Below are 24746 nucleotides of genomic sequence, written 5' to 3'. Positions count from 1 at the left end.
TCACTTTTGCAGATAATCTTCGACAAGCTGCACGATGCGATCGGCAGCATAGCCATCACCAAATGGGCTGATCGCGTTTGCCATCGCCTGATAGGCGGCTGGGTTGCTCAACAGGTTTGAGGCTTCTTTGAGAATGTTGGCGGGGTCAGTGCCGACGAGTTTGGCGGTTCCGGCTGTGACGGCTTCGGGGCGCTCGGTGGTTTCGCGCAGCACGAGAACAGGTTTGCCCAAGCTTGGCGCTTCTTCTTGAATGCCGCCTGAATCGGTCATCAGCAAATAACAGCGCTGCATCGCGCCTACTAATTCTGTGTAGTCGAGCGGCTCTGTGAGAAAAACTCGCGGATGGCTCCCTAAAATGGCAGTTAATGGGTCACGCACAGTAGGATTTCGGTGCAAAGGCAACAGCAGCGCGGTGTCTTCAAATTTAGTCAACACCTCTAGAAAACCTTGAGCAATGTCTTCGAGCGGTTCGCCCCAGTTTTCTCGGCGATGCACCGTCGCCAAAATTGTGCGATGTTGACTCCAATCAAGCCCTGGAATCTCGCAGGTGGGCTGACGTTCTGCCACTTTGAGCAAGGCATCAATCACCGTGTTGCCCGTTTGATGGATTTCGCCCAAAACACCCGATCGCTGCAAATGCTCCACCGAAACCGAGGTAGGCGCAAAGTGAAGCTGAGTCACCTGCGAGATCAGCCGCCGATTAGCTTCTTCAGGATAGGGGTTAAAGAGATCTTCGGTTCGCAAACCTGCTTCGACGTGCCCAACGGGAATCTTTTGATAAAAAGCTGCGATCGCGGCTGCCAATGCGGTGGTCGTGTCTCCCTGCACCAGCACTATCTTAGGCTGAATTTTTTGAAACAATTCTTCTAAACCCCGCATTGCCCAGCAGGTGATATCGGTCAAGGTTTGCTTGGGCTGCATGATTGCCAGATCGTGATTGGGCGTGAGGTCAAACAAGTGCATCACCTGATCCACCATTTCGCGATGCTGACCTGTCAAAACAACTTGAGTGTCAAACAGTGACGATCGTTGAAACGCCTGAATCACCGGAGCCATTTTAATCGCTTCGGGGCGAGTGCCGACGATAATGCAAATGGGAATAGGAAACTTCAGCATAAGATTTTTTGAGTCATAGAACAGAGAAACCAGCTTCTAATTAAGCCATAAGCCGTGCTATTCAAGCTTTCTGAAACTTGTCTCAACCAGTCGGATCGTTCACCAATTGCGCTATCAGGAAAATATCTTCCTTATCGTAGTTGCTATTTAGCATTTTTTGAAAGTTGAGTGAATCCCAAACTCAACAAATAAATTAAATTAATTCACAAAAAAACCAGCCGAAGCTGGTTAGGTAGGACTGTTTCACCGATGACTCAAGAAACTTTCAAAGTGCGCTTATAAAAAAGCAGACGTTTTGCGTTTTTAGTCTGCTGATTTTAAGTCTAAGGATCGATTTCACAAGTGAGTGGGCAAGCCGCATAAACTGATGTATGTAAGGGGTCTGCTTGACCATTGAGCCATCGCAACCACTCAACCTCTTGGGGGTGGATTCCATTAGCAGTCATGAATGCAGCAGCCAGCATAATGCCGATCGCATGAATGCCAATTAGCCCAACTGCGATCAATAAAACGGCACTAAATGGCATGATGGCATGTAATGTAACTGCCACTAAAGCGCCAACCGAAACCACTAAAACAAGTGCTGGAAAACCAACCACAATCATGCAAACTGTGAGAGTAAAAGTCCAGATCAAAAAGCTTTTGAGGGCGACTACGAAATAGAGGTTCTTAAAAGGCTGACTTTGAACCAGTGCCATGATTCTCTCTCCCAGAGTTAAGGGTTTATTGATAGTTTTGAAAAACTTTATAGCGATCCCCGCGAATCGCTGCGTGAAATTTAGTATAGAGAAAGCAATCGGAGGAGTGAATGCATCTTCATTAAAGTTTACATTTTTGGCTCCTGATTTCTAATCTTAAGAGATTCTATCGAAGCTGAATGCTCTCTTCTTTCATTACTCTATAGAAAAGCCTCTATCCTATGCATAGAAGCTTTTTCAGCTTTTTTTTAGCAATCAAAACTCAGCCTATAACTATTAAGACAATGCTGAAATCCTTCACATTTCTACAAGAATTTAATTAATCTTAATCTGTTTTCCCCAACTTCTCAGAATTCAAAATCAAGGCTGACTAAGGAGTTTAGTGATTAGAAGGCTGAAATTGAAGGCGCGATCGGTTAAGTTATCTTTCAATCGATTCAAGTTAGTTTGCGATGCTTGAAGAAGAAATCTTGAAAGCTCGATCGCGACAATCTCTAACCCTTTAAATCAAAGGTGCCTCTACCTTAAGTTGCATCTGCAATGCCCTACAGAATTTAATTTGCAATTCTTAGTAGTTATAAGGGTTCTTCGGCTCTGGAATTGTCTTTAAAGTCTTTGCTTGAATGGTTAATTGACGTTTGCCATCCAAGGTTTCAGTCAGCATTTGCCCTTCAATTTCTAGCCAACTGTCTGGCAGATAAGACTTACGATCGCCCGTCGTCAATTTCACTGGCAAACTCACGGGGTAAGCATCCGCCGCGCAGCACGTAATCACAAACCGAGTCAGCAACAAATATTGCTCTGACAACTTGGGCGGGTAGACCACAAATCCCTGAACTTTTACCTTTTGCCCCGTGTAAGCATCTGGTTCGGGGTAGACCTGAAGGGTGCGAATCCAATCAATCATGGTTTTATCTTCGGTCCGAGTCGAAGCCCGAAACGATTGCGGTTTCACCCGCGTCAGCGTGATGGTGTCAGTGACTCCGCGATCGAGCGCGGTCTGACTCGCAAACGCACGCGGCGTAATTAACAACCCCGCGATCGCGACTGCTAACATCAGCAAACTCCCAAACCCTGGCGGAAACAGCGTCATGTGCTGCATCGGTGCAAAAGTTTGACGGCTTCGACTCGATCGCAGCAAAAGTAGCCCTTTTAACCCACTCACGATCAGCAGCAAAACGCCTGCTGCCACCGTCAACCCAATATAGTTAGGGTGAATCAGCAAAAAGAGCTTCTCAGACAGCCAATAGTTCAGCAGCAAAACGCCCCAAGCGGCGATCGCTACCACGTCAAGCCAGGGCAAAAGCGATCGAATAACGTTACGAGTCATGGCTAATCAACTGATATATAAATTGAGAAATAGCGTCAACGCAAAAGTCAACTGAGCCGCCAAAGCAAACAGATAGAAAATGGCTCTCGGCTTGAAGATCGATAGCATCAGACCCACGCCTTTGAGGTCAATCATCGGGCCAAACACCAAAAATGCGACGAGAGAGCCGCTTGTAAAAGTCGAGGCAAACGAGAGCGCAAAAAACGAATCTACGGTTGAACAAATCGAGACAACCCCTGCCAACAGCATCATTGCCAAAATCGACGTGACCGGACTTTGACCCAAGCTGAGAATGATATCGCGAGGCACAAAGACTTGCACCAGAGCGGCGATCGCACTGCCTAAAATCAGCACCCCTCCCAGTTCGCGCATCTCTTGCACCGTGTTTTCTAACAGTAGTCTGAGACGAAAGCTCTTGGGCTTAGACACCGATGCCATCATTGCCGCTTGCAGTTCAGACGGATCGGTAATTAATGGTTTAGCCGATTGCCCCAAAAAATAAGTGCCCGATTGCAGCAGCGGAGACTGATTTAAGTCAGAAGGTTGACTTTGTTTCAGGGTCAGAGCCGAAGCGACTCCAGACTGAAGGAAAGGGCGCAAATCAGCTTGGGCGCTGAAAATAAAGCCAATAATCGTCGCGATCGCCAGCGAAAAGCCCACTCGCAAAAACACAATTTCTGGCTGGTCTCGAAAGGCTGTCCAGGTTGCCCAAATCACGATCGGGTTAATCGTCGGAGCGGCAAGAAGAAACCCGATCGCCACCGAAATTGGTGCCCCTTGCATCAGCATCCGTCGCGCAACGGGCACATTTCCACATTCGCACACCGGAAACAAAAAACCGATACAGCTTCCGGCAAACGCCCCTAGTAAAGGATTTTTGGGCAAAATTGCCAGCAGCCGCCGCTCATCCACAAAAAATTGCAGCAGTCCAGAGAACAAAACCCCTAACAATAGGAAGGGAATTGCCTCCACCAACAAACTAAAAAAGAGGGTGAACGCACTGTTCAGTTGAGTCATTCAGCAAATAATCAGTGTGAGGAGTATGATTCCAAACGGCAACAGTGAGGAATATCTAGCGGATCTTAGCAGCAATATCAAGCGATCAGAAATCAGACCCCGCAAAGACTGAGCTATCAAGGTTAAATTGAAGGGCTGCTATCTGTAGGAGCATCCGATTAAACGTCCCTACTAGCTTTGATAAAGCACTAGCGGATTTACTTTATCGATCGCTTCATGACAGAATGCGTCTCTAACTTCTCTGACGATCGCGCCGCTTAACTTCTTTCCCAGAAATGTGAGAAAAGCAGTAACCAATTGCGAGTTTTTGATTAAAGATTTGTAAACTTATAGCAGGCATTTTAAGTGCCACATTTTCTGAGGAGTCCTTATGAAGCAACTGATCGCTATTGAGCGCTTCTGCCTAACTGGTCACACAGTAGCATTGGCATTTGGGCTGGCAGGGTTATTGTTGGTGCTGCCCAACCCTGATTTTATTTTGGCACTGCCAGCGTTTGGTCAGTCGGCCTTCGGTTTGAGTATGTCAGGCGGTGGGGTCGTCTATATCTTGCTGGGGGCGCTGACGATCGCAGCTTACGCCTACCGAGTGCTGGGTTTGCAGCGCTGGCTGACGTTTATGATTCCGGCGATCGTGCTTTCGCTCGGCAGCGAACTTTTGGGAACCAGTACTGGGTTTCCCTTTGGTGAGTATGGCTATTTGAGTGGATTGGGCTATAAAATCGCGGGGTTGGTGCCCTTTACCATTCCGCTATCGTGGTTTTATTTAGGAATGGCGTGCTATGTGTTGGCGAGAGCCGGGTTAGAAAGCGTCAGGTTACCCGTTTGGGCGCGTCTGATTGGGGCGATCGCCGTCGGTTCTCTAATGCTCACCGCTTGGGATTTTGTCCTTGACCCTGCCATGAGTCAAACTTCCTACCCATTCTGGGAGTTTAAGCAGCTAGGTGCCTTTTTTGGGATGCCCTACCGCAACTTATCAGGCTGGTTTGGCACAGGCGTAGTCTTTATGTCGGTGGCATCTCTATTCTGGGGAAAAGCGCCTTTAAATCTCAGCCGTGCCCAACTTACCGTGCCTCTAGCAGTTTATTTGATTAACTTTGCCTTCGGAGCCGTGATCACCGTGGCTCAGTTAGATGCTCGATTTTGGATTCCTACAGCGCTGAGTGCAGTGTTAGGAGTCGTTCCGGCGATCGTGCTTTGGTGGATCGCCAAGCCCACCGCAACTGTGGCTCAGTTAAAAACCGTTTTACAAGCTAGAGACTTAGAAAATGAGTCTCCGGCTGTCCCGGTTGGCGTTTCTGAAAAGTAAATCGCGGTTCCCCCATCGTAAAAGGTTAGAAGATTGACGAGTTTGCTGCAATTAGGGCTGAACAGTTTAGGATTCGTTAGCACTCAAGACGAGTTTTATCAACAAGACGTGGGCTTTCTAGGCGTGTTGCTGATGCAGTTGCCAGCCGTAGCGATTTTGCTTTCACGGTTGCTTAAAGGCCCGACTCGTCACCCTCCCCTCGAACCTCGATCGGCGGCTCCAGACTCATTCGGGGTGGTTAGTGTTGTCGTACCCACCTTAAATGAGGCAGAGCGAATTAAACCCTGCTTAGAAGGGCTAACTCGGCAAAGCTACGAAGTTCGAGAAATCATCGTGGTCGATAGTCACTCTCAAGACGGAACCGCCGATCTGGTTAAAACCGCTCAAGAGCGCGATCCTCGGTTTCGGCTAATGAATGATGACCCGCTCCCGTCAGGTTGGGTTGGCCGCCCTTGGGCGTTGCATTCAGGATTTTTGGCAAGCTCCGATCACAGCGAATGGATCTTAGGAATCGATGCCGATACACAACCCCATCCCGGTTTGGTCGCTAGCTTGATCGAAACAGTTTATTCAGAAAACTACGATCTGATCTCGCTATCACCGCAATTCATTCTCAAGCAGCCGGGAGAGCTTTGGCTGCAACCTGCCTTGCTAATGACGCTGGTCTACCGATTTGGAGCCGCGGGCGAAAAAAATAGCCCTCCTGAACGGGTGATGGCAAATGGTCAATGCTTTTTTTGCCGCCGATCGCTCCTCGTTCAGCTAGGCGGCTATACGAGCGCTCGCGGATCGTTTTGTGATGATGTCACCCTGGCCCGATTTGCAGCCGCCCAAGGTGCCAGAGTCGGCTTTATGGATGGAGCCAAGATTCTCAAGGTGCGAATGTATGAAGGCATGGCAGAAACCTGGAAAGAATGGGGACGATCGCTGGATCTCAAAGATGCCGCATCGCCAGGTCAAATCTGGGGCGATTTATGGCTTTTGCTCTGCGTGCAGGGGTTGCCTTTGCCGATGTTGATGCTTTCAGCCCTGCTTGTCGGGCGCGGAAACACTACACTTCCCGCGATCGCAGCTTTGGGATTGAATGGCTTTTTAGTGGCGATGCGAATCGCGTTGAATGGGGCGATCGCGGCATCTTATGATCGGTCGCAAGCTAAATCTGCCTGGGTGTTTTGGCTCTCTCCGATCGCCGACCCGATCGCCGTTTTGCGAATTTTCCTCTCGTCTACTCAAACCCCGACTCAGTGGCGTGGCAGAACTTACGGGAATTAATTTTTCTCTAGATTGTTGCAGATTGTTTCAACCCGTTCGTCTTTCGAGAGAAGCGTTTCAACTCCGTAGTAGAGTGAGAGGCACTAGGCTTTATGAGTTCAAGTTTGATAGAAAAAGGAAAGAATGCTCATGGTTCAGCGTGGTTCTAAAGTTCGCGTTCTTCGCAAAGAATCCTATTGGTTTCAAGATGTGGGCACCGTCGCCTCCATCGATCAAAGTGGTATTAAATATCCTGTGATCGTCCGGTTTGAAAAAGTTGCTTACTCTGGGGTAAATACCAACAACTTTGCAACCAGTGAGTTGGTTGAGGTTGCAGCGCCCAGTAAAAAGCCCTCGGCAACCATGCCGGGTGGAAAGCAAACCCCGATCGACCCGATCTCTCGCAAAACCGGAAGCGGAGTCTCAGGCAGGCAGTCTGACTCACCCGAAATCCCAGGTGGCAGCACCGTAGTAGAAGGAGATGCTAACCAAGGAACCGAAGCTCGCTAGGGCTTTAGGCACTTAAACAGCAAACTCTAATCGTTAAACCTTAGACTAATAATGATGGGTGCGCGGTTGCATTCATTGTTCAATGTCTAAGGTTTTTTTGTGCCAGAACTTCCTGAAGTTGAAACCGTCCGATTGGGGTTAAATCAAGTCACCTTAAATCAACCGATTCGGGGCGGCGATGTGTTGCTCGATCGCACCGTTGCCTATCCAACTTCCTCGATCGACTTTTTAACCGGACTGGATGGCACCGCGATCGCTCAATGGCACCGCTACGGAAAATATCTGCTGGCGGAGTTGAGTGACGGCTGGCTAGGCGTTCATTTAAGAATGACAGGACAACTCTTGTGGCTCGATCAAACCGAACCGCTTCATAAACACACACGAGTTCGATTGTTTTTTGGCGACGATCGCGAGTTGCGTTTTGTCGATCAGCGCACATTTGGACAAATGTGGTGGGTGCCGCGCGATCGCGATCCTAAAACCATCATCACCGGGCTGCAAAAACTTGGCCCCGAACCCTTTTCGGCAGACTTTTCAGACGACTATTTTGTTCAACAGCTTAAAAATCGTCGCCGTCCGATTAAAACTGCTTTGTTAGATCAGATGTTGGTGGCAGGTGTGGGCAATATTTACGCCGATGAAGCTCTCTTTCTCAGTGGCATTCGTCCTGAGACGCTGTGTGCAGAGTTGAGTCCAGCGAAGATTAAACGGCTGCGATCAAGCGTCGTTCGCGTTTTGCAAGATAGTATCAACGCCAGAGGCACCACCTTTAGCGACTTTCGAGACGTGTCGGGTGTAAATGGCAACTATGGCAACATTGCTTGGGTTTACGCCCGTGATGGAGAAGCCTGCCGGACGTGTGAGACTATCATTCAGCGATTAAAATTAGCGGGACGATCGTCCCATTTCTGTCCTAATTGTCAACGCTAGAAAAAGCGGAGAGTTCGATGGTTCAAGCGATTCCCAAACCTCTGACCTTTGAAGATTTTCTGGAACAATATCCAGACAATGGCGGAATTTATGAACTGATTAACGGAGAAATGGTCGAAGTGAATCCAACGGGTAGTCATGAAGAAGTAGTTGCTTATTTGGTGGCTGAGATGAATCTTGAGATTCGCCGCCAACAGTTAACCTATTTTCTGCCCAGAACTTGCACTATCAAGCCCAACACTCCCAACACTGCCTATAAACCTGATGTCGTTGTGCTCGATCGAGCCGCGTTAGCAGCCGAGCCACTTTGGGAAAAAGCCTCAACGATTACGAGAAGAGAATCTGCCCAGTTAGTCGTTGAAGTTGTCAGCACAAATTGGCGAGATGACTATGGACACAAACTGACTGACTACGAAGAATTTGGGATTGCTGAGTATTGGATTGTCGATTTCAAAGCACTTGGAGCCACTCGATATATTGGTTCTCCCAAAGTTCCGACCGTTTCAGTTTACGGTTTGATTGATGGTGAATATCAGGTGAGTCGATTTAGAGGAAGCGATCGCATTCTCTCTGTCATCTTTCCAGAACTTCAAATCACGGCTGAACAGATTCTAACGGCGGCAAGCTAACGATCGAGTCAATAAAAAAGTGCCTTCTCAGGGGAGAGGAGTAAGCATCTGTAGCTTAGGAATTTCTCGAAAATCTTTGATGTTATGAGTAACTAACGGTAAGTCATGGCGTAGAGCCGTTGCTGCAATCCAGGCATCTTGAGGTGAAATGGGTCGTCCTATACTTTGTCGATCTGCACAGACCTTCGCCCATTCTCGACAAAGGGGCTGATCGCTCGGAATGACAAGGTAATTCGACAGATATTGCTCTAGTTGTGCAAGGCGACGATCGCCCCACTGACGTAAAATTGCCCACTGAAAAAGCTCTGCAACCGTCATAAAGGAAAGTGCTAACTCATGACCACTCAAAAGTGAAATATAAGGGTCTGCATAGTCGCTGCCCTTGAGAATGAAGGAAGCGATGTCAGTATCAATCAAAAGAAGACTCATGGAAGTTGGATTAAATTAACGCTTGACGCTGTTGCCGCAGGAAGTCAAGAAAGTCCTCAATGGAGTCTTCTTCAGACCAAAAGTCAGCGGCGAGATCTTTAGGGTCATGTACAGTCTTAGGAGTTTGGGTGGCAAGTAATTGCCTAAGCGTGATGCCTTGCCGGAATTGGGCATTGAGTGTTTCGAGGTCACTCTGGGAATTTGAGAGTGGAATACTCTGGACAAGAATTTGGATCAGTTGTTGGCGCTCCGTAGGTGAGAGGGGTTGGATAGCCACGATCGCGGCTTCGAGTTGTGGAGTCATAGTGCAAGCCTCAAGAAACTTCAGCAATCTATGCAGCATATTCTCAATCTATAGCAAATCGCTGAAATGCTGCATCTGCTTGCTCTGTAAAGTCCATCACACCTGGCACCACGACCGGAGACGTACAATCTTCTACCAATAAACTTTCTTTGCCGAGCTGGGAGCTTGAGCCAAAATTTCGGTCAGTAGATTATCGCTCGTTGGCTGCAACACAATTATGGGGAGACGATCGACAGAAAAGCAAAAGAGACGACCATGCATTGAATGACAGCATTCACGATTACAGAACATCACAAAATAAATCTTTGAACCGAACTACTGTAATAACGGCAGTGTTCAACAGGTTCGTCCCTTGAAAAAGATCTGTATCACCCGTAATTAGAAAGTCTGCATCAGCAGTAATCGCACAGGCTAGAAACATTGCATCATCAGGATCAATGGGAAAATCAACGGATGTATCAACCTCAATCAGCGTGAGAGCCTCATCTAGTAAGTTGAACCAGTTATCCTTCACTTCCTGAGTCAATCGGAATTTGCGTCTATTGAGGACTTCCTTGTACTCGGTCAATATAGGTTGCGATGCAACCCATTCAAACTCTGGATGGTTAACAACGAATTGAATCACCAGTTCAGGATCTCTATCTCTCAAAACAGCAAAAACAAGAATGTTTGTATCAATGACTACTTTCATTCTCCTCGGCGATAAGCTTTAACCTCTGCTGCTATTTCTTCTTCTGTAATCTCACCAACTCCAAGCAAAGACTGCGTTTTCTCGAAGAGATTGCGAAATTTTTGACTAATTGTAGTAGCCCTTTCATCATCTTCAGCCACAAGCACGACCCTTACTCGTTGCCCTTTTTGAAAGGGTAGGTTGGACAAAACAACCTGATTTGGATCTTCAATTGTGATAAATGCCTTGTAGATTGTCATCTCACTCTCCGAGTAACAAATGATACGAAAGAATAACCTAGTCCGTATCAAGGCTGCTGTTGTTGAACTTTGAAATGAAGCGGCATAACGATCGGATTCTCTCTGTCATCTTTCCAGAATTTCAAATCACGGCTGAACAGATTCTAACGGCTGCAAGCTAACGATCGGGCTAACATAGCACCAAGTCTGGGCAGCATTAACTGTCGAAACAGTTGTCTACTCAGACCCTTTCGATTGTCGATCGGACTCCATACTCTCTTCACTCTGCTTTCTGTCTGAGCGCGCGCTCCGTAACTGGAGTGCTAACGTTCCCACTTGCCAGACGCGGATGAACTCTAAAACACAACATAAAGTAAACAACGTTCCGGTGCAGTAGGCTTGTTAGCCCATGACTCCCAGAAGTGCTCTAAATTCAGATTCAACAAATCTTTTAATGTCGGAATTCTGAGTCTCAAAAGCTTTCTGCTTGTTTTTAAAGGCATCAATAAAATCCTTAGCATTTTCTGACTTTGAGTGGTAATGAAGATTGAGCGATAAGTCAAACATCAAATTATTAAAGCCCGCAATTTTTTCTATAATTTTGCTGGGAAAATAGATCGCGTTCTCTTGCAAAAGAGAATTAGTCTCTAGAAATTTATCGATAAATTCATCTGCTCTTACTTGTAGTTCTTCATGATCATCATCATCCATCTCAAGCGTCAATCTAAGAGCAAGAGTTTCAAGCTGTATGACCTTGTGGTAAAGTTCCTCAATAGATTTCGCTCTGCGCTCGTGTAGCTTAGAGAACCTGATTTGGTGTGTTAGAGCTTCCATACTAAGAGATGATTTTAGCGTTTCGACTTCTTTAACAAGTGAGAACTTCAATATCTCAATTTCCTTGTCTGACTCCCGCTTTAAATTGAATTTATATTTTTCTATATCCCTTGATAATAATTGCAGAGTTAATGATCGAATAAGCCATGCAGCAACAGCTAGTAGCGCTGCTCCACCGCCCACAAACTTAAATAACTCGACCCACGTTATTACTTGCATATGTCTAGCTCAAATTAATCTTGCACTTGAGGTTATTGTACTTATTGAAAAATTATAAACTTTGTCCCACTAAAAACTGGAGAGCTAACTCTCGTTTCTACCTGGACACTTACCAATCGCCATGATACGCCTTTACCAGAATTATGCCGTTAAGAAACTGAATAACGCCCAAAGTTAAGGTTTTCTCGCCGCGCAATACCCAAATATTCGCAGTTATCCTGGTTGAAACTCAAGCTCAGTCGCTTAGAGAGTTAAAAATTAATTAAGTACCCGCTTCAACTTTAGAAATCGGCGGATTCAACTTATGAACTGAGGTTTCATTTTCGCGTGACTTCCTAACTCAAATTTGCTAGACGATCGCCCACAAAATCCGTCGATCGAATCAAATTCATCCCAGCCTCAGCAAATCGCTGAAACGCTTCATCTGCCTGTTCTGTAAAGTCAATTACACCCGGCACCACAACCGGAGACGTGCAATCTTCTAGCAAATAAACCTTCTTTGCCAAGCTGGGATCTTGAGCCAAAATTTCGGTCAGCAGGTCGTCGATCGTCCATGCAACACAGTGACTTTTTGCTTGACCTGCGATGATCACAGCATCAAAATCGAGCAGTTTTTGAATTAATCGACTGTTCTTTTGCGCGATCGCCGATCCGTCTACCCCATCCATGACTTCAGGACGCAAAACCGAGTAGTTCTCAGTTAAAGGATTGTCACCTTTAATTTGAAAATTGGTTTGACTTCCACGCGCAATGCAGTGAAAAAACATCGCCTCTTCAACAGCAGACACCAGGGCATGACCGATTCCCCCCAGCATGGAGTGATAAGCCCAAACCGTCAGCGGATATTTACCGTTTTCAGTCAGTTTTTGAGTGTAGTGTAGCGCATGAGATTGCAGCGTCTCATAATCTCCATTCATCAGGCTATAAGCAACCTTTGGATTTACCTTCCACACGCCGTTCTGCACATCTTCTAACCGAATCATTGTGGCAGTCGGAACTGGATGTTCACCCGCTTCATTCACCCAAAAAATGGGATGAAAAATCTGCATTGCTGTATGCGTATCCATCGTCGGCGCGATTTCGGTAATCAGCCCCAAGTTGCGGTAGATAAACTCGCAAAGTCGCTGATTGTCCTCGATCGCCCCCAGTCCCGATCGACCGCCCACAAATAACTCAAACTCTGGAATGCAAAACGTATTTTGCACGTCGATCGCTAGGAGACAAACGCGCACCTGATCTTCAGATGCGGGACAAATGCCCTGTTGGGTTGCCCAAGCTTCGGCTTCGGTGGCTCGCTGTTGATAAGGAACGCGCCAAACAGTGCCGACACGATCGCGATCAAAACAAGCTGGAATTGGCAATTGTGAACTGACTGGGGTATTCATTGAGCGATTCGTTAGATTAAAAAGCTTAACGTTAAGGACTGCTTAATCGTCTAACTCTGGATCAGCCTCAAATCGAGTAATATCGTCTTCTCCTAAATACTCCCCGTTCTGGATTTCGATCATCACCAGAGGAATCACACCCGGATTTTCAACCCGATGTGGCGTGCAGGTCGGCACATAAGTGGATTGCTTTTGCACCAGCGTTTTTTCTTCACCCCCACACAGCACTTTAGCCGTGCCCGAAACCACCACCCAGTGTTCACTGCGGTGATAGTGCATTTGAGTGCTGATGTGATGTCCGGGTTTTAGCTCAATGCGGTTAATTCGATAGCGTTTGCCTTCTTCGAGCAGGGTCACGGTTCCCCAATAGCGGGTGCGCGTGATTTCAGAGTCAGATGACAACGACTGAAGTGCGTTTACACCGTTAGGATGCAAAGTCACTGATTCGCTCACTTCCTGGTTCATCGATTTTTCTTAAAGAACTCCTGTCTCTATAATGCAAGACATTTAAGAAACATCCGAATAACACCACACAAAACACCGTTAAAAATCGAAATAAATATATTTTGAACCGCCTTCAGGAGCCAGCACCCAAACGGCATAAAGACAAAGCGGCACCAAAAATAGTTTAATGTGCCAGGTGAGTTGAAGTTTTAACCCTCGATTCAGCAAGTAGGCGAACCCCATTGCCAAGACGATCGCGCCCAGCAACAAAGAAATCTGCAAGGGATATAGCCCGATCGCTTCTCCATAAACTTTTTGAGCAAACTGGGCATCGGCTGACTGTCCGACTAGTCGTTGCACCACCACCCACGAATCTCTGAGGTTTGGTAGACGAAAAAAGATCCAAGCGCTAAAAACCATTAGCTGAGTCGTAAACCAGGCGATCACGATTCCCGGTAGGGTTTGCCAAAAATTTTCGAGTTGGGGAGATTGTCGCGATCGCAGATCCACCAGTCGATGCACGGCTAACGCGACCCCGTGCAGCCCACCCCAAACCACAAACCCCCAGGCCGCTCCGTGCCAGACTCCAGCAATCAACATTACAATAATCAGATTGATACACGTCCGAACCAGTCCTCGACGAGAGCCGCCCAGAGGAAAATAAAGATAATTTCGCAGCCAGTCGCCCAGGGTAATGTGCCAGCGTCGCCAAAAATCAGCAATGCTCGTGCTGAAATAAGGAAAGTCAAAGTTTTGAGGTAGATTGATTCCTAATAACAGGGCACTGCCCCGTGCTACATCCACATAGCCACTAAAGTCGAGATAAAGCTGCAAGCCGTACGCGACGATCGCCAGCCACAAATTACCGCTTCCGGCTCGCTGGGCGTTATCAAAACTGAGCTTGACGAGAATATCTAATCGGTCTGCAATCAGTCCTTTTTTAATTGCCCCACAAGCGATCAGCCATAGCCCTTCTGTAATCTGGTCGATCGCCGGAAATTTAGGCGATTGTAGCTGTCCTGCAAAGGCGTGATAGCGGACAATGGGACCCGAAATAAGTTTGGCAAAAAACAGTTTGTAAGACGCAAACTTGAGAAACCCTTGCGTTGCGGGTGCGCCGCGATAAACATCAACCAAATAAGCAATGGACTCAAAACAGAAAAAACTCAGCCCCAGGGGAACCAGGATGTGTTGAGTCGTCCAGTCTGCGCCTTGTTGAGCGGACAGCTTCGCTGCGGGGAACCCGCTCGACCAGCCTAAAACCGTTCCCACCGACGACAGAATAAATGGAAGGTATTTAAAACTAAGTAGTAGTAAAACATTAATCGTTACACCAACGCTGAGAAGCTTGATGCGCCGCCGATTCCAATCTTGTTGAGCAAACTGCCAGTCTTCGATGCGCCAATCAGGAGGCGCCCCGATCGCTTGTCCCAACTTAAAGTTAATCCAAGTAGCTGCCAGCAGCAGGGGAATGTATTGGGCTTGCAGCGAGGCATAAAAAACTAGACTCGCGATAAATAATAGCCACGATCGCAGCCACGACTGCTGCACAGACCAATAGATCCCAATAACACTCAGCAAAAACAAGCCGTAAAGCGGAGAAAGAAAGGTCATGGGCGGATTGGGTTTTAAACAAGGGCATCCTAGCGGCACAGTTTACCGCTAAATTTAGTGCCTGAAACTTTTTTGCCTAGACGACTCTAATACCAATTTTATTGACGCAATTGATATTGCAGATTCACAAGAGGACATGTCGTGTCTCTTGCTTTTTGTTGCGGTCAATGGACACTCTGTCAACCGTCCATCGCTTCCTCAATCTCAATAGAGTTGAGCCATAATATTTTCAAGCGTTTAACTGTCCCTATGCCCGTGACCGAATTTGGTTGCGGGCAGTTTTGTCTAAAAAGTTCACCGCGACTCAGCAAGTTTTAGCTCTAGGCATAAGCGCCGATCGCCTCACTCAAAGTCGTGCCATCAAGCGTGTAAACCTTCGATGCTGCCAAACACCGAGCGCACCCACAACTGGTATAAGCTGCCAATTGGCTGCCTTGAGCAGTCGGCGCTAAACTGGCAGCCGGGGCAACTGCGGGCAGTGAATAGGCTTGAGCCGCCCCAAAGTTGAGATTCCAACCCAGGTCTCTGAGAGAGGCCAGCGTCAACTGACTGAGCGGAGTAGCAACTCCAGGGGTTTCAGCATAGGGGGTCATCAACTCGGTGTCAAAGCGAGTTTCATCCCAGTGAGCAAAAGCACCCGCCTCGATCGGAACCACCACTTGGGTAGAACTGCCTGTCAATCCTCCATAAGCCCAGCCTGCGTAGGTATTGGCGTTATAAGTTGCATTGGTGCGGTTGATCAAGTTCTTGCCAAAGTTAAAAATCTGTCCACTAGAATCCATAAATTGGACAGGCTCCCATAAGGTGCCAAACCCTAAAACGTGAGCAAATTCATGAATCATGATGCTACGCAAATAAGTCGGATTGGCATTAAATTCAGCAAATCGACGGGCGTTGATCGTGCTGATGCCACTACTGATGATTAAATTAGGGCCGTCTAGGGCAAATTGCGGCCCCGACAGAGCCAGTGTTCCATTATCAGCACTGCCATTGCTATAGACCAGGCTTTTGCCCGTAATTGTGACGTTTAACTGATTGGATTGAGTGATAGCGCTGCGACTCGTGATTGCACTTTCCCAAAACTTTGCTGCATCGACGATCGCTGCTTTTGCCGCATCGTTTAACCCACTCAACCCTTGCGTATCAAAACCAAGCTTAAACTCAAATTTTTGATCATCGCTGGCTGCTGGGGTAAAGCTGGTCGTCAGCCCATAGTTTGCCGTTTGACTGCCATAGCTCATCACCTGTGCATAATAGGTGCCCGTCGTCAAAAACCGCCGAATCGATTCGCTGATGGTGCCTCGCTCCCACTGCCACGCCAACACTTCACCGGGGTCAACCTCGCCATTTTGGTTAACGTCCTGCACTAGGCGCACATCAGCATCTCCGGTCAAGCCCGTCAAACTGGCGCTAAAAACTCCAGACTGGGCGATCGTAAACCGATAGAAATCATTGAGATCGTTAGCACTCACCTGAGCACTGCTTGAAAAGTTTGCCGAATTTTCAGCGATCGCCGCTGTGAGCGTTCCCGCCTTTTCAGGAGCCGATAAGGCAGCAGGTGCAGTGCCCACACTCACGGGCGACAGTTCCTCAACAGGACGGCGCAAAGTGCCCACGATTTTCCAATTCAGATCGGCAACCGTCGGCAGTGCCACTGAGTCAGCGACATCTAGACCGTTCATGAGCCAAATGCTGTTGGCACCTGTGCTGGAGTTGCGCCACACTAAATCAACTTTTGCATCTCCATTAAAATCGCCCGTGACGACGATTTTCCAATTTAGGTCGGTGACAGGGGGCAAGACCCGCTTTTCGGTGACAGCGCTACCATTAGTCACCCACCAAAAGTTTTCGCCAGTGGCACCATTGCGCCAGAGCAGATCAACCTGGTTATCTTGATTGAAATCACCCGTGCCGACGATCGTCAGATTGGCATCTTTTAGGGTCGGCAAATAGACGACGCTGGCGATCGAGGTGGCATTCATCACCCACCAGGCAACGGAACCCTCAGCTTTATTCCGCCAGAGCAAATCGACTTGTCCGTCTTGGTTATAGTCACCCGCTCCAGCGATCTGCCAGTTGAGGTCTGTGACCGCAGGCGTGGTTAAGAAAACTGCCTTGGCGATCGAGGTGCCATCCATCACCCACCAGGCGAGACTACCATCAGAGTTACGCCAGAGAATGTCGTCTTGCCCGTCGCGGTTATAGTCACCCGTCGCGGTCAACTGCCAGCTTGAGCCTTTCACGGAAGTCAGATCGCGGTTTCTGACATATCGGGTTCCGTCCATTGACCAGCTAGTATTTATCCCCTCGGCTGAATTGCGCCAGAGAATGGCTGTTTCAAAGCTGCTCTGAGCAGACGCAACTCGCAGAGCATCAGTGCTGAGAGGTTGACTGTCAGAATTGAGCGAAAGCGGCGAAGCGGTGAGCAGGTCACTACTAGTGTCCATGACGGATGCTCCAAAATCGCTTAACCGCAAAACCTACAGACCCAGACGCACAAACGACTGGCTCATTCAAACCAATAAAAAATTTATACCTATTCACATCAACCCCAATGTTACCAATACCAGCAATACGCGCCGAAAGCCTTCTGAAGATTTTCAGGGCTTTCAGGCTCTATCTGGAGGATCTTGCTATGGTGAATGGTAGATGCTGAAGGTAGTCAATCTCACTCAGGAGAAGTCCGTAATGCCCTGATATTTACTTCTACATCGTACAGAGTAAAGTCCGCAAATTTGCTAGGCCGTGATTAAGTTTTGATGAAGTTATACCAACCGCCAGATGAAGGGGTAACGGTAAGGTCGATCAGAGCCGCCCAGCACCGCTACGATCGCGATAATCGGCATGACGAAGCTGGCCACAAACAGGGCAATGCCTAGCACGATCGCGATCGGAATGCCAATCACCGTCACTGCCAGCACTCCTGCAAGGGCGGCATAAAGGTAAAGATTAATGTGAAAATTGATCGCTTCTCTGGCATTTTCTTTGGCGATCAAGTCATCTGAAATCAATAAAATCGCGACTGGGATACCGATCGAGATCAGCAGAGAACTCAAAAAAATTGACCCATGACACAGAGCAGACAATAGCTTACGTTGATCAGAGTTTTCCATGATTTTCCAAATTTGAGATTCTTTGGTAAGGATATCTGGGATGCAGAAGTGAGCAATTTCCACACCTCTCACTCCTCGCCCCTCGCCCCATTTTTCGTTATCTTTAATTAGGGTATTGTAAAACTTCCGGGTTTCCTCGAATTTATCCTTTGGATCTAAGCATGTCCACTGAACTTCAGGCTGAATTGCAGACAGCAGTTGAGCGTCGCCGCAACTTTGCGATTATTTCTCACCCCGACGCAGGCAAAACGACCCTGACCGAAAAGCTGCTGCTCTATGGAGGCGCAATTCACGAAGCAGGAGCCGTCAAAGCGCGTCGTTCTCAACGCCACGCTACGTCAGATTGGATGGCAATGGAACAACAGCGTGGCATCTCGATCACCTCAACCGTGCTGCAATTTGAGTATCAAAACTGTCAGATCAACCTGCTCGATACCCCCGGACACCAGGACTTTAGTGAAGATACCTACCGGACTCTAGCCGCCGCCGATAACGCAGTCATGCTGATCGATGCTGCCAAGGGCTTAGAGCCGCAAACCCGCAAGCTGTTTGAAGTCTGCAAACTGCGATCGCTGCCCATTTTCACCTTTGTCAATAAGCTCGATCGTCCGGGGCGATCGCCGCTAGAGTTGCTGGACGAAATCGAGCAAGAATTAGGCTTGCAAACCTACGCGGTGAATTGGCCGATCGGCATGGGCGATCTCTTTCAAGGGGTCTATGACCGCCGCAGCCAGCAAATTCACCTATTTGAGCGCAGTCAACACGGTAGCCGAGAAGCGATCGATACCGCGATTGACCTCGGTGATCCGCGCATTGAGTCTCTTTTAGAACAAGGACTTTATCATCAATTCAAAGACGAGCTAGAACTGATTGAGGGCGCTGGATCTGAACTCGATTTAGAAGCCGTTCATCAAGGCAAAATGACTCCCGTTTTCTTTGGCAGTGCCATGACTAACTTCGGGGTAGAGCTATTTCTGGATGCGTTTCTCGACTATGCGCTAAAGCCGGGAAATCACGAAAGTAATCAAGGTGAAATTGAGCCGACCTACCCAGAGTTTTCGGGTTTTGTGTTTAAGCTTCAGGCAAATATGGACCCTAAACACCGCGATCGAGTTGCCTTTGTACGAGTTTGTTCGGGCAAGTTTGAGAAAGATATGACAGTGAACCTTGCACGAACAGGAAAAACCGTGCGATTGTCTCGTCCTCAAAAGCTGTTTGCTCAAGATCGAGAAGTGATCGACGAGGCATATCCGGGCGATGTGATTGGGTTGAACAATCCGGGTGTGTTTGCGATCGGAGACACGATCTACAACGGTCAAAAGCTGGAATATGAAGGCATTCCTTGTTTCTCACCCGAACTATTTGCCTATCTCAGAAACCCCAACCCGTCTAAGTTTAAGCAGTTTCGCAAAGGCGTATCTGAGCTTCGAGAAGAAGGTGCCGTTCAGATTATGTATTCTGCCGACGAAGCCAAACGTGACCCGATTCTAGCCGCCGTTGGACAGTTGCAGTTTGAAGTAGTGCAGTTCCGTCTACAAAATGAATATGGGGTTGAGACTACGGTCGAGTGGCTTCCTTATACGGTGGCTCGATGGGTCGATGGCGGCTGGGAAGCATTGCAAAAAGTAGGGCGGATTTTCAACACGTTAACTGTCAAAGATAGCTGGGAACGTCCTGTTTTGCTGTTTCGCAACGAGTGGAACTGTCAGCAGCTTCAGTCAGATCACCCTGAGTTAAAACTGAACTCGATCGCCCCCGTAGTTTCTGGGAAAGAGCCAATTGCACTCTAGAGGTATCCTAGAAGCGCTGTGAGTTCCAGAAATTATGACTTCTTCCCCTGATTCCGCTTCGGGTGCCGATCGCCTTGAAGCGGGTCTGGCAGCAATCAAACAGGGCAACTACTCCCAGGCAATTCAACACTTGGAGCGCTATCTCGTGTCTCAAGCGGGTGCTTTAGAGCAGCCCAACTCGATCAAGGCGCGAATGTGGCTGGCGACCGTCTATCTACGCAGTGGGCGACCTAAAAAGGCGATCGCTGTTTGTCAGCAATTGTATTCTAGTCCCCACATCAAAGTCAGAGATTGGGCAAGCCAGACGTTAGAAGAGATTGAGCAGCGTTATCCAACATCGACAGGCCCGGAAACTGATGCTGATGCAGAAACCGCAGACTTAGCGGGATTTGTGCCCTTGCAGTCTGGGACAACGGGCAGACGATCGGTCTTTGTTCCCCCAAACTCATCGGCAACGGAGCAGCCCTCTGTTCAGAATTCAGAATCTCCGCCACCCGTCAATCCACCAGCCGCTACATCGGTTAAAAAACCTGTTGCGGCTCCAAACTCATCGATTTGGCGCAGTGCGGGACGATCTCAGCGCTGGCAACCTTTACCTAAACTCAATCCCGCTCGATTGCAGTGGGCAGAAATGGCGACTCCGATCGCGCTCTTTCTGCTGATCGCCAGCGTGTTTGTGGTCTTGAATGCGATCGGTCTTCTCTGGTTCAAATTCACAACCAGCATTCTGCACTTGAGCAGTCCGATTCCATCGCTCGAAATTCCAGTCGGACAAATTCTACTGATTTTGGGTGTGTTGTTTGTGGCTTCTCCCTGGCTGCTTGACGCGCTGCTCAAAGGGCTGTACAACCTACATCCTCTATCAGCAGACACTTTAGGAGCGCACAGCCCAGAAGCTTATCGGATGATTCAGCGCTTTTCTCAGCAGCATCAGATGCCCATGCCGCGTCTAGGAATCGTGCCCACTCAAGCGCCCTTAGCCTTTACCTATGGCTCTCTGCGGCGATTTTGTCGGATTGTCGTCAGTCAAGGGCTACTCGACCAACTGACTGATAACGAAATCGCGACCATTTATGCAGGCGAACTCGGTCACATTCTCCACTGGGATTTTAGCCTCATGTCTTGGGTGACGATCGTCACTCAAATTCCCTACGCACTTTATTGGCAAACGGCAAAGGGTGGAGACTGGCTGCGAGAAAGAAGCGCGTTACGACAACGAGAAAGTAAGCTCATAGCGGTTTTACTGGGCATCGGAGCCGACTTGTTGGCGATCGGGTCGGCGATTAGCTACGGTTTTTATCGCCTGCTGCGCGGGTCGGGGCTGTGGCTCTCAAAACAACGGGTAACGTACAGCGATCGGGCTGCCTGCAACCTGACCGGAAACCCGAATGGCCTGATTCGCGCATTGGTTAAGAGTGCGATCGCAACGGCTCAAACCATTCAGCGAGACACCAAAACCGATTATCTGTTAGAAAGCTTTGATCTGCTTACGCCGTTGGGATGCGGTGCCGCAACGAGTCTAGGAAGCTTCTATCCTCACATATCTTTGACCGCCCTCCTGGAATGGGATCTGGTGAACCCCGATCGACATTGGTTAGCGATTAATCACTCGCATCCTTTAATGGGCGATCGGCTGCAACGCCTCACCCACTATGCGCTTCACTGGCAGTTAGAGCCAGAATTAGACATCGAACCGTCTGAATCGCTGAATCGAAACCCGCGATCGTTTTTGCTGCAATGTGCGCCATTTTTTGGGCTGGCGGCAGGCTATCTCGTCGCTCAGATTCTCTGGTTTGCGGCTCAGATTGCTTATCGATTTGGAGTGCAGCAAATCTCCTGGCTAGCGAGTGACTACAACCTGTTTGCGGGTTTTATGATGATCGGTTTAGGGCTAGGAATCTTTCTTCGCTTCAATGCCTTCTTTCCAGAACTCAAGCATTTGGAGTCGAATCGATCGCCCACACATTCACTCAGCGAGTCAGAACCGCTCACCACGTCAGCAGATCTGTCATGGCTCTCAACCTTGATCACAAAACCGGATGCGTTGCCGATCGACAGTCAACCCATTCGCCTAGAAGGCACATTGCTAGGACGCATAGGCATCGCCAACGGGTTAGGGCAAGATTTGCTCTTGCAAACCCCAAAAGGCTTGATCAAGCTGCACTACAGTTCGCAAATAGGTGCAGTCGGAAATCTGCTTCCCCAAGTCACTCGCCCTGTCGATCTAATCGGGCAGGCTGTGCTGATTACAGGGTGGTTTCGGCGAGGGGCGATTCCCTGGATCGATATGGACACCTTACGATCGGGGGGTCGCATCAGCCGCAGTGGGCATCAGGTTTGGTCTACGATTCTCGCTGGCACCGCCATTCTCTTCGGACTTTTCTTAATCGTCTAGTCTTACATTGTTGATGAAAGACCCGCTTCTTTGTAAAGAAAAATTGCACTTATTGAAATGTGGTGTTACATTTCTTTACAGGAGTTGGATGATTCCGGGTTCAGTCCCGTATCTCACGATTAATGTGGCTAAAGTGTCTCGGTATCAGTTATTTCTCCTCCCAACACAGCAAGCTTAATCAGCGATCGAAGTTCGATCGCTGATTTTTTATGTGCATTTAGACAGAGAAAATTTGAGTGGTCGCTTCAGTTTTTAAAGGGGAGATCAAGCTATCGATGGAAATCTGCTGCGGGTGAAGTTCAGCGCTGGTGGGCATGGTACCTTTAAGAATGGCATAAACATTCTGGAGAGACAGTTAAAAGTTACTGTTTAGTCTGAGTCCTCCAGCAGTTACCAAAAACTTAAGGGTTCTTCTTTTAGTAAGAATTGTTCTCAACCCATCTTGGGACAGTCGTCAGCAGATGATTAAAAGCCTAAGATTTGACGAACTACTTGAGTTGTTGCGGTTGGCAAGGGAAGCGAATTTGGCAGTTTTTTAGAGGTCGGTCTAGCCCATCCTCAGCCCACATCCGGTGAACGTTCTCAAAGCAAGTGTATTAGGATCAAAGTCTGGAGGTTCTCACTATGTCCATTCGTTTATATGTTGGCAATTTGCCAGAAGACTTAACTCGGCAAGAGCTAGAAGCCGTGTTTGCAGAAGAGGGGGATGGTGTCTCAGCCAAGCTGATCACCGATCGCAAGACGGGCAAGTGTCGCGGTTTTGGGTTTGTCACGGTCAAAACCGATGAGTTAGCCGATCAGTTGATCGAAAAATTCAACGGGTTGCAGATCAAGGACAACGCCATCAAAATCGAGAAGGCGTTGCCTCGCACGAAGGAAACAGAAGACAAGCCTGAAGGCAGCGCACCCGCTCCGGTTAGTGCTGCTTCGTCAGGTGGTGTTCGACGCAAGGGTGGCAGCAGTAATGCCAATAACAAGACCCGCACGACCACAACGGCTTCGTCTGATCCTGACTCGATTCAGCCTGATCCTCGCTGGGCGCAAGACCTTGAGAAGCTCAAGCAACTTCTAGCGACCCAAACCACCAACTCCTAAGGTTTAACGTCTGTCCAAGATGTTAAATTTGCTGGATTTCAAGATACAGCAGGCCGTTTAGCCTGATTGTGCTGGCGCTTTCCCAATCAGAGGCGATGTCACAATGACTTCGCTTGTGATTCGGTAAGCGTCAACCCTAAAAGATTTTAAGCAGATCACTGCCAGACTTGATCCTAATTTACAGATCGCATAAAAGGGACGCTCGATCGAGTGTCCCTTTTAAGTGTTCAGCCTTTTTGGGGCACCTTTGAGAGAGTAGTCGTTTCAGTCTTTACGCTATGCCCCGTCCGCGTGATCACGCTCCGTTTCCTTGGGGAGCCATCAAATATTCCATGATCGCCCTCATTACCCTAGCAGGTGGAGTCTGGGTTCTCAATTTGCCCTTTCCTCCCCTGCGATGGGCAGTGGCTAAATCAGCACCACTCTTGCTGGTGCCCAGTTTTATCAGCATGGATCAAAACTATCGACAGGCGATCGTCAACGTCGAGCAAGCCGATCAACTGATTAATCAAGCGACGGCTCCCGCAGATTTTGAGTTAGGCAAAACCAAAGCAAAAGCCGCACAAAAAAACCTGGATGCTTTGCCAGTCTGGTTTGTGGGCTACTATCCGAGTCAATATTGCAGCCTGTTTCACTGCGGTTGGAACTTTACGATCGATGAGTTTCGGGCGGCACGCGCCGAGGTTGCCCGCATGGAAGCGACTCTATTTCAAGAAGACAACGCTCGGACGCAGATAGAACAGGCGGGTCAGGCGATCGCTGAAGCCCAACAAGCTTATCGTCAAGCAACCGACCAACCAAGGCAGAGCAAAGCGATCGAGCAGTGGCAAGCCGCGATCGACACGATGCAAGAAATTCCTTCAAAAACGCTGGCGGGGCGAATGGCGCAAGGGAAACTCCAAGCCTATGAGCGAGATTTTCAACAAGTGGTCGGCTTTACCAAAGACAATACTCGAACTGGAAGTCTGATCACCGTTGCTAAACAGTTTGCCGCCGAAGCGACCAAATCGACACGGAATCCACCTCATTCTTTAGCAGAGTTAGCCGAGATTCAGAAGCTGTGGGAGACGGCGATCGATCGCATAGATAAAATTACGGTCAGCGATCCAGACTATGTGCAAGCACAGACCCAACTCGTCAGCTATCAAAAATCTCTGGGTGCAGTTAAGGTGCGGTCAAAGGCTGAAGAAGAGTCAATGCAAGCCTTTGAAAAAGCTCAACAGTTAACCAATCAACTGTTAGCGGAGACAACCAATAATCCGCAAGGCACCGATAGAGGTCGCGTTGCCATTCAGCTCAAACAGATTATTGATGAACTCGCCAGAGTGAAACCGGGCACAACCCAATACTCAGACGCGCAAAAACTAATGAAGTCTGCCCAAAATCGGCTGAAATAGAGGCTCCAAACTCATTAAAATATTAAATAAA

Annotated in this window: 25 protein-coding genes; 10 read left to right on the top strand and 15 right to left on the bottom strand. The window is 48.3% G+C overall.

Going from position 1 to position 24746, the window contains the following annotated elements:
- From wecB to BRW63_RS29545, 5 genes are all read right to left on the bottom strand, one after another.
- Entirely contained in the window at window positions 1-1116 is a 1116-nt protein-coding gene (gene wecB, locus BRW63_RS11905) for a non-hydrolyzing UDP-N-acetylglucosamine 2-epimerase (protein ID WP_073071375.1), read from the bottom strand.
- A 323-nt stretch (window positions 1117-1439) separates the two neighbouring features.
- A complete protein-coding gene (locus BRW63_RS11900) occupies window positions 1440-1814 on the bottom strand; it encodes a hypothetical protein (protein WP_073071374.1) in 375 nt (124 codons plus the stop codon).
- A gap of 568 nt (window positions 1815-2382) precedes the next feature.
- Window positions 2383-3144 carry a TIGR03943 family putative permease subunit gene (locus BRW63_RS11895; RefSeq protein WP_073071372.1) on the bottom strand — a complete coding sequence of 254 codons (762 nt, stop codon included), beginning with the start codon at window positions 3142-3144 and terminating at the stop codon, window positions 2383-2385.
- Between the two features lie 6 nt (window positions 3145-3150).
- Window positions 3151-4161 (bottom strand): permease, encoded by a 1011-nt coding sequence (locus BRW63_RS11890; protein WP_073071370.1) that lies wholly within the window; start codon window positions 4159-4161, stop codon window positions 3151-3153.
- Between the two features lie 171 nt (window positions 4162-4332).
- On the bottom strand, window positions 4333-4458 hold the full coding sequence (locus BRW63_RS29545) for a hypothetical protein (protein ID WP_262983536.1): 126 nt from the start codon (window positions 4456-4458) through the stop codon (window positions 4333-4335).
- Between the two features lie 73 nt (window positions 4459-4531).
- Between BRW63_RS29545 and cruF the strand changes: the two genes are divergently transcribed.
- The 5 genes from cruF to BRW63_RS11865 all read left to right on the top strand — a co-directional run bounded on the left by cruF (window position 4532) and on the right by BRW63_RS11865 (window position 8787).
- Window positions 4532-5467: a gamma-carotene 1'-hydroxylase CruF gene (gene cruF, locus BRW63_RS11885; protein ID WP_073071369.1), complete on the top strand. Its 936-nt coding sequence runs from the start codon at window positions 4532-4534 to the stop codon at window positions 5465-5467.
- A gap of 33 nt (window positions 5468-5500) precedes the next feature.
- On the top strand, window positions 5501-6739 hold the full coding sequence (cruG, locus tag BRW63_RS11880; protein WP_244913199.1) for a 2'-O-glycosyltransferase CruG: 1239 nt from the start codon (window positions 5501-5503) through the stop codon (window positions 6737-6739).
- A 129-nt stretch (window positions 6740-6868) separates the two neighbouring features.
- Window positions 6869-7228, top strand: coding sequence for a photosystem I reaction center subunit IV (locus BRW63_RS29795; protein ID WP_073071541.1), 360 nt, complete (start codon window positions 6869-6871; stop codon window positions 7226-7228).
- A 99-nt stretch (window positions 7229-7327) separates the two neighbouring features.
- Window positions 7328-8158 (top strand): DNA-formamidopyrimidine glycosylase, encoded by an 831-nt coding sequence (locus BRW63_RS11870; protein WP_073071367.1) that lies wholly within the window; start codon window positions 7328-7330, stop codon window positions 8156-8158.
- Between the two features lie 17 nt (window positions 8159-8175).
- Window positions 8176-8787 carry a Uma2 family endonuclease gene (locus BRW63_RS11865; protein ID WP_073071539.1) on the top strand — a complete coding sequence of 204 codons (612 nt, stop codon included), beginning with the start codon at window positions 8176-8178 and terminating at the stop codon, window positions 8785-8787.
- A gap of 27 nt (window positions 8788-8814) precedes the next feature.
- Here BRW63_RS11865 and BRW63_RS11860 read toward each other — a convergent pair whose 3' ends face one another.
- The 9 genes from BRW63_RS11860 to BRW63_RS11820 form a co-directional block, all read right to left on the bottom strand.
- Window positions 8815-9216, bottom strand: a complete 402-nt coding sequence (locus BRW63_RS11860; RefSeq protein WP_073071365.1) for a type II toxin-antitoxin system VapC family toxin — start codon at window positions 9214-9216, stop codon at window positions 8815-8817.
- 10 nt (window positions 9217-9226) lie between these two features.
- Window positions 9227-9520, bottom strand: coding sequence for a hypothetical protein (locus BRW63_RS11855; RefSeq protein ID WP_073071537.1), 294 nt, complete (start codon window positions 9518-9520; stop codon window positions 9227-9229).
- Between the two features lie 280 nt (window positions 9521-9800).
- Window positions 9801-10211 carry a putative toxin-antitoxin system toxin component, PIN family gene (locus tag BRW63_RS11850; protein WP_073071364.1) on the bottom strand — a complete coding sequence of 137 codons (411 nt, stop codon included), beginning with the start codon at window positions 10209-10211 and terminating at the stop codon, window positions 9801-9803.
- The gene (locus BRW63_RS11845; RefSeq protein ID WP_073071362.1) at window positions 10208-10450 is read right to left on the bottom strand and encodes a hypothetical protein; all 243 of its coding nucleotides are present in this window, start codon (window positions 10448-10450) and stop codon (window positions 10208-10210) included. Before BRW63_RS11845 ends, BRW63_RS11850 begins: the two co-directional genes overlap by 4 nt.
- 381 nt (window positions 10451-10831) lie before the next feature.
- Window positions 10832-11482, bottom strand: coding sequence for a hypothetical protein (locus BRW63_RS11840; RefSeq protein WP_073071360.1), 651 nt, complete (start codon window positions 11480-11482; stop codon window positions 10832-10834).
- A 335-nt stretch (window positions 11483-11817) separates the two neighbouring features.
- Window positions 11818-12867 (bottom strand): cysteine hydrolase family protein, encoded by a 1050-nt coding sequence (locus tag BRW63_RS11835; RefSeq protein WP_073071359.1) that lies wholly within the window; start codon window positions 12865-12867, stop codon window positions 11818-11820.
- 42 nt (window positions 12868-12909) lie between these two features.
- Window positions 12910-13332: a phosphomannose isomerase type II C-terminal cupin domain gene (locus tag BRW63_RS11830; protein ID WP_083582867.1), complete on the bottom strand. Its 423-nt coding sequence runs from the start codon at window positions 13330-13332 to the stop codon at window positions 12910-12912.
- A gap of 78 nt (window positions 13333-13410) precedes the next feature.
- On the bottom strand, window positions 13411-14925 hold the full coding sequence (locus tag BRW63_RS11825) for an MBOAT family O-acyltransferase (protein WP_073071357.1): 1515 nt from the start codon (window positions 14923-14925) through the stop codon (window positions 13411-13413).
- Window positions 14926-15245: 320 nt separating this feature from the next.
- Window positions 15246-17372 carry an FG-GAP repeat domain-containing protein gene (locus tag BRW63_RS11820; RefSeq protein WP_073071355.1) on the bottom strand — a complete coding sequence of 709 codons (2127 nt, stop codon included), beginning with the start codon at window positions 17370-17372 and terminating at the stop codon, window positions 15246-15248.
- Between BRW63_RS11820 and BRW63_RS11815 the strand changes: the two genes are divergently transcribed.
- Window positions 17371-17574: a hypothetical protein gene (locus BRW63_RS11815; protein ID WP_073071353.1), complete on the top strand. Its 204-nt coding sequence runs from the start codon at window positions 17371-17373 to the stop codon at window positions 17572-17574. The two genes, BRW63_RS11820 and BRW63_RS11815, sit on opposite strands and share 2 nt — an antisense overlap.
- Before the next feature lie 116 nt (window positions 17575-17690).
- Here the strand turns inward: BRW63_RS11815 and BRW63_RS11810 are convergent, their stop codons facing one another.
- Window positions 17691-18038, bottom strand: a complete 348-nt coding sequence (locus BRW63_RS11810) for a DUF4870 domain-containing protein (RefSeq protein ID WP_073071534.1) — start codon at window positions 18036-18038, stop codon at window positions 17691-17693.
- Window positions 18039-18199: 161 nt separating this feature from the next.
- Between BRW63_RS11810 and prfC the strand changes: the two genes are divergently transcribed.
- From prfC to BRW63_RS11790, 4 genes are all read left to right on the top strand, one after another.
- Window positions 18200-19828 (top strand): peptide chain release factor 3, encoded by a 1629-nt coding sequence (gene prfC / locus BRW63_RS11805; protein ID WP_073071351.1) that lies wholly within the window; start codon window positions 18200-18202, stop codon window positions 19826-19828.
- Between the two features lie 34 nt (window positions 19829-19862).
- Window positions 19863-22223, top strand: coding sequence for a M48 family metalloprotease (locus tag BRW63_RS11800; protein WP_073071349.1), 2361 nt, complete (start codon window positions 19863-19865; stop codon window positions 22221-22223).
- Between the two features lie 624 nt (window positions 22224-22847).
- Window positions 22848-23318 carry an RNA recognition motif domain-containing protein gene (locus BRW63_RS11795; RefSeq protein ID WP_073071347.1) on the top strand — a complete coding sequence of 157 codons (471 nt, stop codon included), beginning with the start codon at window positions 22848-22850 and terminating at the stop codon, window positions 23316-23318.
- A 278-nt stretch (window positions 23319-23596) separates the two neighbouring features.
- Window positions 23597-24715: a hypothetical protein gene (locus BRW63_RS11790; RefSeq protein ID WP_219898502.1), complete on the top strand. Its 1119-nt coding sequence runs from the start codon at window positions 23597-23599 to the stop codon at window positions 24713-24715.
- The last annotated feature ends 31 nt before the right edge of the window (window positions 24716-24746 follow it).

The sequence above is a fragment of the Phormidesmis priestleyi ULC007 genome (genome assembly GCF_001895925.1).
Lineage (GTDB): Bacteria > Cyanobacteriota > Cyanobacteriia > Leptolyngbyales > Leptolyngbyaceae > Phormidesmis_A > Phormidesmis_A priestleyi_A.
The sequence above is the reverse complement of the archived record's forward strand: the minus strand, read 5'-3'. Positions and strand labels throughout refer to the sequence as shown.

Bases quoted from the DNA above. Each gene is read 5' to 3' on its own strand.
- wecB (WP_073071375.1), bottom strand. From the start codon at position 1,116: ATGCTGAAGTTTCCTATTCCCATTTGCATTATCGTCGGCACTCGCCCC.
- BRW63_RS11900 (WP_073071374.1), bottom strand. From the start codon at position 1,814: ATGGCACTGGTTCAAAGTCAGCCTTTTAAGAACCTCTATTTCGTAGTC.
- BRW63_RS11895 (WP_073071372.1), bottom strand. From the start codon at position 3,144: ATGACTCGTAACGTTATTCGATCGCTTTTGCCCTGGCTTGACGTGGTA.
- BRW63_RS11890 (WP_073071370.1), bottom strand. From the start codon at position 4,161: ATGACTCAACTGAACAGTGCGTTCACCCTCTTTTTTAGTTTGTTGGTG.
- cruF (WP_073071369.1), top strand. From the start codon at position 4,532: ATGAAGCAACTGATCGCTATTGAGCGCTTCTGCCTAACTGGTCACACA.
- BRW63_RS29795 (WP_073071541.1), top strand. From the start codon at position 6,869: ATGGTTCAGCGTGGTTCTAAAGTTCGCGTTCTTCGCAAAGAATCCTAT.
- BRW63_RS11865 (WP_073071539.1), top strand. From the start codon at position 8,176: ATGGTTCAAGCGATTCCCAAACCTCTGACCTTTGAAGATTTTCTGGAA.
- BRW63_RS11860 (WP_073071365.1), bottom strand. From the start codon at position 9,216: ATGAGTCTTCTTTTGATTGATACTGACATCGCTTCCTTCATTCTCAAG.
- BRW63_RS11855 (WP_073071537.1), bottom strand. From the start codon at position 9,520: ATGACTCCACAACTCGAAGCCGCGATCGTGGCTATCCAACCCCTCTCA.
- BRW63_RS11850 (WP_073071364.1), bottom strand. From the start codon at position 10,211: ATGAAAGTAGTCATTGATACAAACATTCTTGTTTTTGCTGTTTTGAGA.
- BRW63_RS11845 (WP_073071362.1), bottom strand. From the start codon at position 10,450: ATGACAATCTACAAGGCATTTATCACAATTGAAGATCCAAATCAGGTT.
- BRW63_RS11840 (WP_073071360.1), bottom strand. From the start codon at position 11,482: ATGCAAGTAATAACGTGGGTCGAGTTATTTAAGTTTGTGGGCGGTGGA.
- BRW63_RS11835 (WP_073071359.1), bottom strand. From the start codon at position 12,867: ATGAATACCCCAGTCAGTTCACAATTGCCAATTCCAGCTTGTTTTGAT.
- BRW63_RS11830 (WP_083582867.1), bottom strand. From the start codon at position 13,332: ATGAACCAGGAAGTGAGCGAATCAGTGACTTTGCATCCTAACGGTGTA.
- BRW63_RS11825 (WP_073071357.1), bottom strand. From the start codon at position 14,925: ATGACCTTTCTTTCTCCGCTTTACGGCTTGTTTTTGCTGAGTGTTATT.
- BRW63_RS11815 (WP_073071353.1), top strand. From the start codon at position 17,371: ATGACGGATGCTCCAAAATCGCTTAACCGCAAAACCTACAGACCCAGA.
- BRW63_RS11820 (WP_073071355.1), bottom strand. From the start codon at position 17,372: ATGGACACTAGTAGTGACCTGCTCACCGCTTCGCCGCTTTCGCTCAAT.
- BRW63_RS11810 (WP_073071534.1), bottom strand. From the start codon at position 18,038: ATGGAAAACTCTGATCAACGTAAGCTATTGTCTGCTCTGTGTCATGGG.
- prfC (WP_073071351.1), top strand. From the start codon at position 18,200: ATGTCCACTGAACTTCAGGCTGAATTGCAGACAGCAGTTGAGCGTCGC.
- BRW63_RS11800 (WP_073071349.1), top strand. From the start codon at position 19,863: ATGACTTCTTCCCCTGATTCCGCTTCGGGTGCCGATCGCCTTGAAGCG.
- BRW63_RS11795 (WP_073071347.1), top strand. From the start codon at position 22,848: ATGTCCATTCGTTTATATGTTGGCAATTTGCCAGAAGACTTAACTCGG.
- BRW63_RS11790 (WP_219898502.1), top strand. From the start codon at position 23,597: ATGCCCCGTCCGCGTGATCACGCTCCGTTTCCTTGGGGAGCCATCAAA.